The organism is Bacillota bacterium, assembly GCA_024653485.1.
In the GTDB taxonomy this organism is placed as follows: Bacteria; Bacillota; SHA-98; order UBA4971; family UBA4971; genus UBA6256.
Map to the genome: position 1 here is coordinate 56,949 of JANLFY010000007.1, position 14,744 is coordinate 71,692.

A 14,744-nucleotide genomic window follows, 5' to 3' on the forward strand; every position below is an offset into this window, starting at 1 on the left:
TCACGAGACCGCGATATCCCAAGGTGAAGGATTTTGTGGAGCCACAAGGAAAACATAATCTAAGACGCCAATCTCAGGCGACTCTGCCAGGAAACATCTTGGGGCCGTGCGGATTCGGCGCGGGGTCGAGCGCAACGGCTTGGTTACTTGACCGAATGGCGAGACGAAATGCAGCAACGCGGGGTTCGCGAGTGCATAGCCAGCCGGTCGGGATTACGAGGGTGGAGAGAGGTGCGGCGTTGTGAGCCTCAGGTTCGTCATCGGGCGGGCGGGGACGGGGAAGACCGCGTTGTGCTTGGATGAAGTCCGCGCGGCCCTTCGCGAGGCGCCGTGCGGCCCTCCCATGATTCTCCTCGTCCCGGAACAGGCTACTTTCCAAGTTGAGCGCGCCCTCGTGAACACCCCCGACCTCCCGGGTTTCATGAGAGTCCACGTACTGAGCTTCAAGAGACTTGCCGGGAGGCTGCTCCAAGAGCTCGGCGGCGGGGCGCGCCGTGAGATCGGCGAGCTCGGCAAGCTGATGGTTCTGCGTTCGCTCGTGCTGGAGAGATCGAACGAGCTCTCCATTCTTGCGGCAGGGGCTCGCCGGTACGGATTGGCAGAATGTCTCGCAGGCGCCCTCAAGGAGCTCACGATGTACGGAGTCGGTCCCGCGGACCTTGAGGCGGGCGCTGCAAAGCTCGAGCGAGAGGGCCGCGGCGCGACAGCCCTGGCCCTCAAGCTGAGAGACCTCGCGTTGATTGCAAGGGCGTACCGCGAGTACCTCGGCGAGAGGTTCCAGGATCCGGACGATCACCTCTCGGTGGCCGCCGAGAAGGTGTCACGCTCCTCTTTGACCAGGGGCTCCCTGGTGTGGGTGGACGGGTTCAGGGATTTCACGCCACAGCAATACTCCATCCTTGAGGCTCTTCTGCCTGTGGCGAGCCGAGTCAGCGTGGCGCTGTGTTTGGACCCGAAGACCATGGGCCGACCGACCCACGATACGGAGCTCTTCCTTCCGACGCTGGAGACGCACCGGAAGCTGACAGAACTTGCGCGGAGACTGTCCGTCGAGATCGAAGATCCCGTAATCCTTTCGGACTCTGACTCCTGTGGCGGGAGCGTCTCCTACCGCGGACCAGGCATCGCCGTCTCTTGCGACGTCAAGACGCTGTGCGGTAACGAGATCGGAGCTCAGCGCGCCGCCGCGCCGGGATCGAGTGCGCCCCACAGCGGCGCTGGCACATCCGAGTGCCACCAGCCCGGCACCGGAAAGCGCTCCGCGCCTCTTCAGCATCTTGAGCGAGAGTTTGGAACAAGACGCCCGTCACCGTTCGATGGGGAGCCCGATGGTGTGCGCCTCGTAGCCGCGGCGAACCCTCGCGCGGAGGTGCAGGCAGCGGCGCGCGAGATCCTCAGGCTCGTACGTGAGGAAGGCATGAGGTTCAGAGACATAGGAGTGATAGTGGCAGGCCTCGAGACGTACCACGACTTGATTCAGCCGATCTTCAGGGACCACGGCATACCGTTCTTCATAGATCGCAGGCGCCCGGTTGGCCATCATCCCCTTGTGGAGCTCATCAGGTCCGCGCTGGACGTCGTGTGCGACGGGTGGTCCTACGATTCAGTGTTCCGATATCTCAAGACCGACCTCGTTCCTGTCTCTCGCCACGAGGTGGATCTCCTCGAGAACTACGTGCTCGCACGAGGCATCCGGGGCAAGCGGTGGCTTGACCCGCGGCCATGGAAGTATCGGCGCGCCCCTGGCCTCGAGACACCGGGGGACGCCGAGGATGACGTGTCACCCTGCCCGGAAGATGAAGAGATGACACGCCTCATAGACGAGTCTCGTTTGAAAGCCACTTCTGCCCTCCGCGCGTTCCACGGCAAGGTCGCTGGCGACTCAGGGAGAGGAAGAGGAGAGGAACAAGCTGCGGCGAATGTCGGCGTGGGCGAGGCGAGACGTGTGCGCGACATGGCAAGAGCCCTTTTCGAACTGCTGACCGATCTAGGTGTGCGTGCACGACTGGAACAGTGGACGAAGGAGGCAGCGGAGTCGGGCGACGTCGAGGCTGCACGGGAACACCAACAGGTATGGAATGCAGTCATTGGCCTGCTCGACGAGGCCGTGGAGGCCCTAGGGGAACAAGCCGTTGACGCGCCGGCGTTCCGGGAACTGATCGAAGCGGGGCTCGAAGGCATGACGCTCGGCTTGATACCCCCCGCCCTGGATCAGGTGATCGTCGGATCCGTGGAGAGGTCGAGGCACTCGGGCCTGCGTGCGGCCTTCGTTATCGGGGCGACGTACGATGCCTTCCCGCGGCGTGTGTCTGAGGAGACCATGTTCTCCGACTACGAGCGAGAGAGGCTTGGCGATAAGGGCCTCATTCTCGCGCCTAGCAGCCGGGTCGCGCAGTTTCACGAGCAGTACAACGTGTATGTGGCTCTCACTAGGGCGCGCGAACGCCTTTGGGTGAGCTACCCGATGGCAGACGGCGAAGGACGCGCGATCCGCCCTTCGCCGGTCAGGGCCCAGCTCAAGGCGATGTTCCCGAAGCTGGTCGAGGAGTTCGCATCTGACGAACTGCCTTCCTCACCACAGGAGGTCCTCGACGCCATCACATCTATCAAATCAGATGAGCGGGCGGCCGCATCAGAGGAGCGGGCGGCCGCCATGATAGTCCGCCACTTCCGCACTCCTCTCGCGCCGCCGGTCTCGGGGGACGCCTGCACGGCAGCTGGGGGCGCAGCTGGGTGTGGAGATGATTTCTGGCTGGACCTGTACGAGTGGCTCGTCGAGGACCCGGACCGCCGAGCGCGGGCCTTGAACGTGCTCAGGAGCCTCTCGTTTACGAACCACGTCGAGAAGCTGGACGCATCCACGGCGCGAGCCCTTTATCCCGATTCCATGTGGACCAGCGTCTCGCGGTTGGAGGCTTTCGCGCGCTGCCCGTTCGCCCATTTCGCCGGAAATGTCCTGGGCCTGACGGAGCGGGAACTCTTCAAGTTAGAGCCCCCAGGCATGGGAACCTTCATTCACGAAGCCCTCCGCAGGCTCGTTGACGGTCTGGGGGACGAGCGTGGGCTTGCAGACATGAGCGACAACGAGATAGAGGCGCGAGTCGGGCAAATAGTGGAGAAGCTCGCCCCGAGCCTCCAAGACGAAATTCTGCGGTCATCCGCGAGGTACCGTTATATCGAAAGGGTCCTGACCAGGATTCTCAAGCGTTCGGCGATGGTCCTGCGAGAGCACGCGAGGCGCAGCGAGTTCAGGTCGATCAGGCGTGAGCTGGTGTTCGGCCGCGACGGCGACGGCGACGGACGCCATACCATTCCTTGCCTAGCTATAGACGTCGGAGACGGCCGGCGCGTTTCACTTGCAGGACGGATAGACAGGGTGGACTTGGCAAAGACCGAGGGCGCGTCCTATCTGCGGGTCATCGATTACAAGAGTGGACAGCGCTCCTTCGACCTTTCCGACGTATACTACGGTCTCGCTCTTCAGCTCCTGGTGTACCTCGCGGTCATCGAGGAGCATTCGACCAGGCTCGCGGACGTGCCCGCCGAGCCGGCCGGGGCGTTCTACTTTCCCACGGTCGATCCGATCATCAGCGCACCTGAACCCTTGGACCACGAAGCGCTCGAGAAAAAGCGGCGACGTAAACTCAGGATGGCCGGTCTCATCGTGGGCGATGCATACGTGGTGAGGCTCATGGACGCCGAGGTCCAGGGCGTCTCGGATATCGTGACGGCCCGGCTTACAAGGGACGGGGAGGTTGCGAAGGGCTCTCGAAACAGCGTGATCGACCGCGACAAGTACAGAGTCCTGCGCGAGTTCCTTCTCGCCAAGGTGAGGGAGCTCTCGTCGAGGATAATGTCGGGGGAGGTCTCGCCGAGGCCCTACAGACGGGGCAAGCTCAGAGCGTGTCAGAGATGCAGCTTCAAGCCGGTGTGCGGCTTCGACGTCCTCGTGCCCGGCAACGAGTACAGGGCCGTCATCCGCCTGAAAGACGACGAGTTCTGGGCGGCGGTTGAGAGCGGGCTTTCTGGAGGGACGATGTCATGACCGCTGCGGCCGAGGCCGTGGAGAGCCTTGTGGAGAAAAGCACTGTCTGGACAGCGGAGCAGTGGGAGGCCATAATCGCACGGGGACGTAACCTCCTTGTATCAGCGGCTGCCGGTTCAGGCAAGACGTCTGTCTTGGTGCAACGGATCGTCGAGCTCGTGACTGACGGCGAGCGGCCGGTGGACATCGACAGACTTCTCGTGGTTACGTTCACCGAATCCGCTGCGTCTGAAATGCGAGAACGAATCACCGCCGCCTTGGATGACCTACTTGTGAGAGACTCCGGATGCGACGCGGCGAGGCTCGCACGGCAACTCGCCCTCGTCAAGAAGGCTGACATATCCACGGTCCACTCGTTTTGCCACAAAGTAGTGCGCCAGCACTTCTACCGCCTGGACATCGACCCCACTTTCCGCGTCATGGACGAAGTGGAGGCCGCCCTCATGCGCCTCGAGGTGGCGGATGAGTTGTTCGAGGAAGGTTACGCGAACAAGGCGAGCGGGCGATTCATCGACCTCGTGGACGCGTACGGCGGCGCCCGCGGGGATGAGGCCCTGCGGGACCTCGTGATCCGCGTATATGACCGCTCTCGCGGCCAGCCGAGACCTGATTGGTGGTTCGACAGAATCACCAAAGCTTTTGTCATAGAACCTGGGGCGTGCGTGGACGCGCTTCCGTGGACCGCTGTGGTCCTCAAGTCTGTCTTGCGCGACCTCGAGAGGGCCCGTCGCCTCCTCAGCCGCGCTCTCGAGCTTGCGGGTTCACCGGGAGGGCCGAGCGCGTACGGCGCTGCGTTGCAGGGAGACCTGTGCGCGTGCTCGAGAATTCTGGAGGCCGCACGTCAGGGCGGATTTGAGGGGCTCTACGAGGCCTTTACCGGATTTGCTTTCGAGAAGACCCCGCGCGTGAGGGCGGGCTCCTGCGACGGAGCGCTCAAGGCGAGGGTGAAGGCCCTTCGCGACGAGGCGAAGAAGCTCATAGTAGCGGCGAGGGACACGTACTTCTCCCGTCCACCGGAGGATCTCGTTGCCGATCTCCGAAGAACTGCTCCGCTAATGGAAGAACTCGTGAGGATCGTGAGGGAGTTCTCGAGGAGATACGCAGAGGCAAAACGCGCCCGCGGCCTGGCCGATTTCTCAGACCTCGAGCACCTGTGCCTCCAAGCGTTGGGTGCCTGGGACGAGGCGAAAGGCCGGTTTGAGCCTTCGGACATCGCTCGCGAGCTGGCCGAGAGGTATGAGGAGGTCCTCGTGGACGAATACCAGGACATCAACCCGGTTCAGGACGCCATCATTTCTCTGGTCTCGCGAGGCGACAACACGTTCATGGTCGGTGACGTGAAGCAGAGCATTTACGGGTTCCGCCTTGCGGAGCCGTGTCTGTTCGCGGAGAAGTACCGGGCGTACTCAAGTTCAACTTCGGATTGCGGGCGCAGGATAGATCTCTCGAAGAACTTCCGGAGCAGGAAGGCGATCGTGGATGCAGTGAACTTCGTGTTCCGGCAGGTGTTCTCGGAGGATCTTGCCGGGATCTCTTACGACCGCTCTGCAGAGCTTTCGTACGGTGCGGATTTCCCCGATGACGGTGGCGCGGTCGATGCTCCTGTTGAGCTTCACATCATCGACACGAAGGGCGGCTTCGCTCACGGGACGGACGCCGCCGAAGATTCGAATTCTGAAGAGACGGGCGTGCGGCGCAGTCCGCAAGCCCCTCTGCCGGTTGAAAGCGCCGCAGGCGGAGAGGGGGTGGCGCCGGAGGAAAACGCGGGAGAGGACACTGACACGGGAGAGGCCGATGAGCCCGAAACTCCATGGAACGAGCGAGGGAGCGAGCGGAGAGGCGAAGGCGAGCCCACGCTGGAGGAAGCCGAAAACCTCGAGCTCGAGGGCCGTCTAATCGCAAACCGGATCTCGAGGATGGTGCGGGGCGCGCCTGATGCACCGGGACCGGAGTTCAGGGTCTGGGATAGGAGGGCGAAAGCGTACCGACCGGTATCCTATCGGGACATCGTCGTGCTCATGAGAGTTACCCGGCATCGCGCCAACCTCCTCCTCGAGGTGTTCAGACAGGCGGGCGTGCCCGCGTACGCGGAGCTTGGCACCGGGTATTTCGAGGCGACTGAGGTAGAGGTCATGCTTTCGCTGCTTAGGGTGATAGACAACCCGATGCAGGACATCCCGCTGGCCGCTGTGTTGAGGTCTCCGATAGGCGGGTTTACCGCTGACGACCTCGCGCGCATCCGGATGTGTAGGCGCGACGAAGACTTCTATTCCGCGCTCAAGGCCGCGAGCGAGCACGGGACCGTCCAACCCGCTGAAGACGGTGCGAGCCCAGCCGTCTGTCCCGAAGACCTTGTGGAGAGGATCCGCAGGTTCCTTGGAGACCTGGAGCGCTGGCGGACCTTGGCCAGAAGAGTGCCCTTGTCGACTCTCATCTGGACCCTGTATCGAGAGACCAGGTACCTTGACTTCGTGGGCGGTATGCCCGGGGGGGCGCAGCGTCAGGCGAACCTCAGAGCACTTCACGAGCGGGCAAGGCAGTTCGACAAGTTCTCGCGGCAAGGGTTGTTCAGATTCCTGAGGTTCGTGGAGAGGCTTCGGGATGCGGAAGGCGATCTAGGCACCGCGCGGGCGCTTGGTGAAGCGGAGGATGTGGTCAGGATCATGAGCGTCCACAAGAGCAAGGGTCTGGAATTCCCGGTGGTGTTCGTGGCCGACCTAGGCAAGGAGCTCAATTTGAGGGACACCGTGGGCGACGTGCTTCTTCACGCCGACGCGGGGCTGGGGCCCGTTTTCTACGATGCGGACCGCAGGATGAAGTACCCGACCCTCGCTCACCATGCCACCAGAGAGCGGGTGAGGCTGGACGCGCTTGCGGAGGAGATGCGCATCTTGTACGTAGCGATGACGCGCGCGAAAGAGAGGCTCATACTGGTGGGATCCGCACAGGACCTGACGAAACAGGCCTCTCGCTGGTGTGAAGGGGTCCAAGAGGTGGGTTGGCTGCTGTCAGACGACGCGGTCCTTTCCGCCAGGGGTTTTCTGGACTGGATAGCGTCGGCCGTGGCGCGGCACGGTGACGGCGCACCCATTCGAGACTTGGCCGAAGTGAGCGTAGAGCCGCACGGAGACGTCCGCGACGACCCGGCGAGGTTTAGTGTGAGGATATGGCACAGGAGTGACCTGTCCTGCGCCGTCGGGATACCCAGAGAGCTGGGAGCGGTGAGAGGCGCCGACATCCTGCGAGAGGTGGCCGCGGCGAGACCGCTTGGGAGGACCATCATGCCTGAGTTCAGACGGGTGGTGCAGGAACACCTCTGCTGGGAGTATCCGTACGCTCGGCTCGCGGAGCGCGCGGCCAAGGCGACCTGGGCCGAGGTGAAACGAAGGTTCGAAGCGGGTCGCGACGACGCCGGCCACAGCCTCGAAAGCGCTGGCGGGGCGCGTCCGACGGCGGCGGCGGTGCCGGCGGCGCTCTTGGAACAGCCCCGTTTCATGCAGGCGTTCAGAGTGACGCCAACAGAGCGCGGGCAGGCGATGCACCTCGTGCTTCAGCACGTTGACCTTGGCGGCGCTCTGGACGCGCAAGCGATAGGGGCCCGTGTAAACGAGATGGTTGAGTGCGATCTCCTCACCACTGACCTGGCGGCGACGATCGATACCAAGGCCATCGAGCGGTTCTTTGCAAGCCCGCTCGGCAGGCGTGTCGTTGATGCCAGGGATCGCGTGCAGCGAGAGATCCCGTTTTACCTGGGCATCGATGCGAAAGAGGTGTACCCCGAAACCGCCCCGGTCGGTGACGCGGCGGAGCGCGTGGTGGTTCAGGGAATCATCGACTGTCTCATTGATGAAGGGGACGGCTTCGTTCTCATCGACTTCAAGACGGGCTCCCAGGGCTGGAAGGACCCGGATGAAGCTGCCAGGGCGTACGCAGGCCAGATCCGGGTGTACGCTGCCGCGGTGGAAGCCGTGCACCGGCGTCCTGTGAAAGAGGCTTACATTTACTTCCTAGACGCGGGAAGCGCTGTTCGGGTGGAGCCTCACATGGGGAAGGCGAATCCGGAAGAACAGCGCCGCGCCTGAAGGTACGCCGACGATACGACGCGGGCTCCCGAGGCGGAAGGATCCGCCCCGGGGATTTACCCGTGCCAAGAGCGTTCGATAGCGAGGACCTCTCCATCACTCCCCAGTCAAGGCACGACGACCGGCCGTCTTCTGATGACGTTGCCAAACTTGTCGATCACCGTCTCGACTTTGACTGTGAAGTCCCCCAGCACTTTCAGCTTGTCTATGGACGAGAGGTTCATGAACTGGTGGAGCGTCGTTTCGAGCTGGCTGTAGAGATCGCTGAGTTCTTCCTCTCGCGCGTTGATGCGCTGGATCTTCTTCTGGAGTTCCTCCCTCATCCGTTGGATCTCACGTTCCTTCCGGGCCAGCTCTTCGAGGAGTTGCTGTTCGCGGTCGAGTTGTCTGTTGATGTCTATGAGCCGGTCCACGAAGCCCTTTAGGTCCAGCATCCCCGAAAGCCGCTTCTCGATCCGCTCCACCCTGCCGGGGAGGGTCAAGAGCTCTTCCATGGGGTCGCGCGCCGCACGGGGCCAGCTTTCCTCGATTTGCTGACCTTGAGCCTGGCCGGCCGTCACCGTCTCTTCGGCGCGCTGCGTCACCTCTGTGACTGTGCCGCTCGGCGTCTCTGAGACCCTCCGCTTGATAACCGTGTAGAACCTGTGACGTAGGGTGAGGTAGGGTACTCCGAAGAGGTCGGCGAGGCGCTCGAGTTCTCTCTTCCGCTCGCCAGATCTCCTGTCGAGCACCTTCATCAGGAGCTTGTCTTCGTACTCGGTGAAGACGTGACGCTTCCTCCTCTGTCTCGCGATTCTACCGATCCCTTCCTCCTGAGACTCATGGGCGACTGATGCCTGGACGAAGGCTTGTTCTCCTAAGGAGCGCTGGCCCCCGCCCACCTCAACCTGCGCTCCGGAGTCCCCCGTCGTTCTCGCGTCAGGGGTCGCCGCCGCACCCGGGAGGGTCGCGCCGACTCCCGCGGCGGTCCCGTTGCCTCGTGCAGTCGGTACAGTCGCTACCTCTCTCACGCTCTCCATCACACCACGCCTCCCGTTCATTTCTCGTCTTCATTTCTCGTCCTCATGTCTCGTTTTCAGGTCCGAGACACGCACGCCATTACATCCGCTGGACGCCTCGCCAGGCATGCCGACACCTGTGTGCCTCCTTGGCGCAGCGGCTTTCGGAAATGGCCGATATCAGTATGCCTTTTCATACTGGTCCTTATGCTCCCCATTTTCACAGTATGCATACGGGCTGGTGCTGTAGGATGCCGGCAGGACCATCGCCGGAAAGCCGTGGGCGAGATGTGTAGCGGGTCTCGCCCCTCTCGCCGAGGCCGGTCGTGGAGGGAGGATGAGCATCTGCCGCAGGCGGGACGAACAGCGGTCAGGAAGTTACGTACGTGCCGGGAGCGTGCTCCGCGAGGGTCTCACCTCGCTCGCGGAGCACACTCTCGCACACTGCTAGAAGGGCGCGACCTCGGCTGCGCCATCACACCTTGCGTGCGTGACCAGGCCGAAGGCGCTTTCGGCCGCGAGCGAACCCGACTCCCAAGAGGAGCATGAGGATCATCGCGAGAGCGACCTCTGGTACCATGTATGAGGCGTTGTATGTCAGGGAGTACACCCATACGTTGGAGCCCTCAGGTGCGTAGCTTGCGAAGAACGCCACGCCGGACAAGACGTGCATGAGGAATCTGGCCGCCCCGCCCACCAGCACTCCCAGTAGCGGTGCTCGGGAGAAGAACCCGGAGACCCCGAGTGCGGCGAATGCCAACGGATAGTCCATGAGGAACTGGAGCGGATGTACCACGTATGGCCCGAGGGCGAGTTTGACCATGCCAAGGACGAGGCCCGCAAGGATGCCCGTCGCGCCCCCTCTCCTAAGGGCCACGTAGAAGACTGGCACCATTTCGAGTGAGACAGACCCACCTTGCGGCATCCTGAAGACCCGGATCAGGCTCAGCACTGCCGCGAGGGCGACGGTCACTCCGACTTCCGTCACGACCTGGGTTGTCCCACGGCGTTGGCCGGCAGCCTGCGCGGGTCTCGTGAGCCTGATGAGGGCGATGAGCAGAGCGAGCGCAGCCGCGGCCTCGACCACCACCAACCAGTTGACGTTATTCATCTGAGTCCCCTCCCCGTGACGCATCTTGGGCTTCCAGGGAGATGCCGCACAGCCGCGAGAAGCGCGAGACGGCCGTGGAACCTGCCCGGAAGTCGTCCGGAGTCCACGGCCGTCTAGATGTCGCCTTGCGAGCCGCTTCCCTACGCTGGTATTACCCAGACCGAGTCTTCCGATCAGGTTCGAAGGGTAGACGCCGGGACGCGTCTTCTCAGCCGCTTTCGCAGCACCCCTAGCGAGCTCCCGTATTGACTTCTATAGATGATTATGCCACTGCATCGTGAATGAGCGCAAGTGGGCGTGGCAAAATAGAGGCATGAGAGTCGCTTTCTTTGAGGTGGAGAAGTGGGAGAAGGACAGGTTTCGCGCTCGCCTCCGCGATGTCGAGCCGGTTTTCTTCGCCGACACCGTGCAGGAGGTGGACCGTGGAAGCATTGAAGACGTCGAGGGGATTTGCGTCTTCATATACTCGAGCCTGACGAGAGAGGTGATCGCGGCTCTTCCTCGCCTCCGTCTCATCGCGACGAGGTCCACCGGCTTCGACCACATCGATCTCGAGGCCTGCAAGAAACGGAGCGTCACGGTCACGAACGTCCCCTACTACGGGGAGAACACGGTCGCAGAGCACACCTTTGGGCTGATCCTGTCCCTCTCCCGGAACATCCACAAGGCGCACATGCGCACGGTCCGTCAGGATTTCTCCCTCGAGGACCTGCAGGGATTCGATCTCAAGGGCAAGACGATCGGAGTCATCGGAGCGGGAAGGATAGGGCTTCACGTCATCCGCATAGCCAGGGGGTTCGGCATGGAAGCCCTGGCGTACGACGTCAAGCGGGACCGGTTCATCGCTGAGATACTGGGCTTTAGGTACGTCCCCTTGGACGAGCTCCTCGCCTCGTCCGACGTGATCTCGTTGCATGCCCCGTACAACGAGTCCACTCACCACATCATCAACAGGGACACATTGTCCAAGGTCAAGCGCGGAGCCTTGCTCGTCAATACCGCGCGCGGCGCCCTCGTGGACACCGCCGCCCTCTTGTGGGCGCTGGACGAAGGGATCCTGCGCGGAGCGGGCCTGGACGTACTGGAGGGCGAAGAGCTCATGATGGAGGAGGGATACGTGCTCCGGAAGGAGTACTCCGCGGACGTGCTGAGGACTTTCGTGCGCAACCAGATGCTCCTGCGTCGCGAGGACGTGGTGGTGACTCCCCACAACGCCTTCAACAGCAAGGAAGCAGCCATGCGTATCCTCGAGACCACTGTTGAAAACATCGAGAAGTTCATCGAGGGTCGCCCTCAGAATGTGGTGGTCTAGGCTCGGGTCCGAGTGTCGCGCGGTATCGGGCTATGATCTCTGCGATCTCAGCGACCGCTTGGTCCACCGACTCGTTCACGACGATATGGTCGTACGAAGGCGCGAAGGCAAGCTCCTCGTCAATGCGTGAGGCTCGTGCCTCGAGTTCCTCCTGTGGGCAGTCTGTGCGGCCGGCGAGCCTTTCACGCAGGTCGCGCACGTCTGAGGGCGCGATGAAGATAGACACGCAGGACGGCCACCTTCGCCTGAATTCCTCTCTTCCGTACACGTCGAGGATGATCACGAAATCCGAGGAGGAGCGAATCGCCTCCTCCACCGCTGCCTTGGGCACGCCATAATAGTTTCCATACGTCTTCTTCCACTCGACGAGCTCCCCTGAGTGGATCATTCTCACGAAGGCCTGTTCGGACAGGAAAGTGTAGTCCTTCCCGTCCTCTTCGTCGTCGCGTGGCGCTCTGGTGGTCGCGGTGGTAAGGCGGGCGAGGCCAGGGACGCGCCTTATGAGTTCCCTCACTATGGTCGTCTTTCCCGCGGCGGACGGCGCGGAGATTATGAAAAGCACCGGAATCCTCCTTCCGTGTGTTCACGTCCGGCGGTCTTGCGCGCCGGCTGGATCGAGCAAACCGAGGTGGGCCCGGTTCGGGGCGGTCATGCCATGCTATGAGAAGGAGTTTGCCCCAAACCGGCGAATTTCCTCCAAGGGTGAAACACCATGAGCGACTTTGCATGGAGCCTGCGCACGACTGCGCTCGGGCAGAGCGTGGTTGTGTCTGGCTTTGTACTGCTTTTCACCATGGCTATGGTGGCCTGGCTCCTCGGCCGCGCGCCAAGACCCAAAGCACGGCGGCGCGCAGGCGGTTTCGAGGGCGCTCTGCCCGCAACTCGAGATTCTACGAGCCCGGGCACGGGTTTGGCGACCGAGGTGGTCGATGACGAGGCTGTCGCGGCTATAGCGGCGTGCCTCGCTTGCGCGATGAACGGCCGCTTCGAGGAAGGAGCCGGACCAGTAGGTTTGCCGGCTTCTCTCGTAGCGGCGATCGCCGCGGCGATCATCGCCCGTGGGGAAGCGGACAGTGACGCCCTGTCGGGGCAAATAAGCATCAAGGTCCGGAAAGGAGCTCTGGCATGAGGAAGTTCAAGGTCGTCGTGAACGGAAGGGAGTACAGTGTCGAGGTCATCGAGGAGTCCGAGGCACAGGCGCCTGCTCCCGCAGCGGCAGCGGGGGCTGAAGCGGCAGCGGCGCGGACGGCTTCAGCCGCGCCGGAGCAGGCTCGGGCGGGCGGCGGCCCGGGGGCATCCCGCACCCCATCGGCGGGAGCGCCCGTTTCGTCCGCGGAGGCGCAAGCTCCGGCCCGACGACAGGACGCGCAGGCTGCGCAGGCTGGAACGGTCAGAGGAGTGGAGGCCCCCTTGGCAGGCACGATACTTGCCGTCCGGGTCAGGGAAGGAGACCGCGTGAAGGTGGGCGATGTGCTCGTGACCCTGGAGGCCCTCAAGTTGGAGAACGAGATAGCCTCGCCGTACTCAGGGGTGGTCCGGTCCGTGCCAGTGAAGCCCGGTGACTCCGTCCGGGCGGGCACGGTGCTGGCGACGGTGGAGGAGAGCGCTCCACATTCGAATTGAGGGGGTGGTTGACGTGCACCGAGCAGCCGGCATGGATGTGTCCGTGGATGTGCCCAGCGTCACCTCGAACTCGCGCCGGGCGACCGCGACCCGAGTCAGGATCACCGAGACCGCTCTTCGTGACGCCCACCAGTCGCTCCTTGCGACGAGAATGAAGACAGATGACATGCTCCCCATAGCGGAGAAGCTCGACGACATAGGCTACTTCTCGCTCGAGGTTTGGGGAGGAGCGACATTCGACACCTGCCTACGTTACCTCGATGAAGATCCCTGGGACAGGCTCCGCGCTCTCAAGGCGAGAGTTAGGAAGACGCCCCTTCAGATGCTCCTCCGGGGGCAGAATCTCGTGGGGTACCATCACTATCCCGACGACGTGGTCGACGCCTTCGTCACCCATGCCGTCAAGTGCGGGATAGACGTCATGCGTATCTTCGATGCCCTCAACGACGTGCGAAACATGGAGAAACCCATGGAGGTCGCGAAACGGGAGGGTGCGCACGTTCAGGCGTGCGTGGTGTACACGCTGAGCCCCGTCCATGATGTCGATCACTACGTCGACACTGCGAGGCGGCTCGAGGAGATGGGGGCGGACTCCATATGCGTCAAGGACATGGCCGGCCTCATTTCGCCGCTCGCGGCGTACGAGTTGGTCAGGCGCTTGAAGGAGACTGTCCGTGTGCCCGTTCAGCTTCACAGCCACTATACGAGTGGCATGGCGTCCATGGCGTACCTCAAGGCAGTCGAAGCCGGCGTGGACTGTCTGGACACGGCCATCTCCGCCCTGGCCCTGGGGCCGAGCCAGCCTCCGACCGAGTCCATCGTCGCCGCGCTGCAGGGAACAGCGTACGACACGTCGCTCGACCTGGCGGCGCTTGCCGAGGTCAACGCGCACTTCGTCCGAGTCAGGCCCAATTACCAGAAAACTGCCGCTCCCATCACGGTGAACGCGGAGGCCCTGAGGTGGCAGATCCCCGGCGGCATGCTCTCCAACCTCCGAGCTCAGCTCGCGAACCAGGGGATGCTGGACAGGCTCGATGAGGTCTTGGCCGAGGTACCGAGGGTGCGAGAGGAGTTGGGGTACCCACCTTTGGTGACACCGATGAGCCAGATAGTGGGCACGCAAGCCGTGTTGAACGTGGCCACGGGCAAGCGCTACAGCGTCAAGTCCCGCGAGATCAAGGACTACGTGCGTGGACTCTACGGCAGGCCCCCGGCACCCATTCCGGAGGACGTTCGCAGGATGGTTATAGGGGAAGAGGACCTGGTTACCGTAAGGCCTGCGGACCTTCTCGAGCCGGAGTTGGAGAAGGCGCGGCAGGCGGTGAAGGATTACATCCAAAAGGACGAAGACGTGCTTACCTACGTCATGTTTCCGGAAGTAGCCCTTGAGTTCTTCCGCAGGCGCGCTGAGAAGGCCGGGACTGGCGCTTGACGTTTGACGCTCATCGTCACGTGGGAATGGGAACCCGCAGGGCGACGGTCGGGTTTCCTGAAGGCCTGAGAGGCTCAAAAGATATGGGAGTCTCGGGAATCCTGAGAACGCCGGGACACCTGGGATGTGTCCCTCGAGCCG

9 protein-coding genes and 1 riboswitch are annotated in these 14,744 nt (G+C 62.8%); of the genes, 6 read left to right on the top strand and 3 right to left on the bottom strand.

What is annotated here, in order from left to right; all coding sequences use genetic code 11:
- The first annotated feature begins 241 nt into the window (after window positions 1-241).
- The gene (locus tag NUW12_07130; GenBank protein MCR4402543.1) at window positions 242-4,045 is read left to right on the top strand and encodes an exodeoxyribonuclease V subunit gamma; all 3,804 of its coding nucleotides are present in this window, start codon (window positions 242-244) and stop codon (window positions 4,043-4,045) included.
- Window positions 4,042-8,127, top strand: a complete 4,086-nt coding sequence (locus NUW12_07135) for a UvrD-helicase domain-containing protein (GenBank protein ID MCR4402544.1) — start codon at window positions 4,042-4,044, stop codon at window positions 8,125-8,127. Before NUW12_07130 ends, NUW12_07135 begins: the two co-directional genes overlap by 4 nt.
- 107 nt (window positions 8,128-8,234) lie before the next feature.
- Here the strand turns inward: NUW12_07135 and NUW12_07140 are convergent, their stop codons facing one another.
- On the bottom strand, window positions 8,235-9,146 hold the full coding sequence (locus tag NUW12_07140; GenBank protein MCR4402545.1) for a hypothetical protein: 912 nt from the start codon (window positions 9,144-9,146) through the stop codon (window positions 8,235-8,237).
- Window positions 9,147-9,600: 454 nt separating this feature from the next.
- Window positions 9,601-10,236, bottom strand: a complete 636-nt coding sequence (gene thiT, locus NUW12_07145; protein MCR4402546.1) for an energy-coupled thiamine transporter ThiT — start codon at window positions 10,234-10,236, stop codon at window positions 9,601-9,603.
- A gap of 120 nt (window positions 10,237-10,356) precedes the next feature.
- A riboswitch (TPP riboswitch) is annotated at window positions 10,357-10,477 on the bottom strand.
- A gap of 72 nt (window positions 10,478-10,549) precedes the next feature.
- On the opposite strand from thiT, the gene NUW12_07150 reads away from it, so the two are divergent.
- Entirely contained in the window at window positions 10,550-11,548 is a 999-nt protein-coding gene (locus tag NUW12_07150) for a hydroxyacid dehydrogenase (GenBank protein ID MCR4402547.1), read from the top strand.
- Here the strand turns inward: NUW12_07150 and gmk are convergent.
- Window positions 11,514-12,110, bottom strand: coding sequence for a guanylate kinase (gene gmk / locus NUW12_07155; GenBank protein MCR4402548.1), 597 nt, complete (start codon window positions 12,108-12,110; stop codon window positions 11,514-11,516). The two genes, NUW12_07150 and gmk, sit on opposite strands and share 35 nt — an antisense overlap.
- A gap of 150 nt (window positions 12,111-12,260) precedes the next feature.
- Between gmk and NUW12_07160 the strand changes: the two genes are divergently transcribed.
- Genes NUW12_07160 through NUW12_07170 form a run of 3 tightly spaced genes read left to right on the top strand, consistent with a single transcriptional unit; the run spans window position 12,261 to window position 14,603 of the window.
- Entirely contained in the window at window positions 12,261-12,677 is a 417-nt protein-coding gene (locus NUW12_07160) for a hypothetical protein (GenBank protein ID MCR4402549.1), read from the top strand.
- Entirely contained in the window at window positions 12,674-13,171 is a 498-nt protein-coding gene (locus NUW12_07165; GenBank protein MCR4402550.1) for a biotin/lipoyl-binding protein, read from the top strand. Before NUW12_07160 ends, NUW12_07165 begins: the two co-directional genes overlap by 4 nt.
- Window positions 13,172-13,202: 31 nt before the next feature.
- Window positions 13,203-14,603 carry a pyruvate carboxylase subunit B gene (locus NUW12_07170; protein ID MCR4402551.1) on the top strand — a complete coding sequence of 467 codons (1,401 nt, stop codon included), beginning with the start codon at window positions 13,203-13,205 and terminating at the stop codon, window positions 14,601-14,603.
- Window positions 14,604-14,744: the final 141 nt, after the last annotated feature.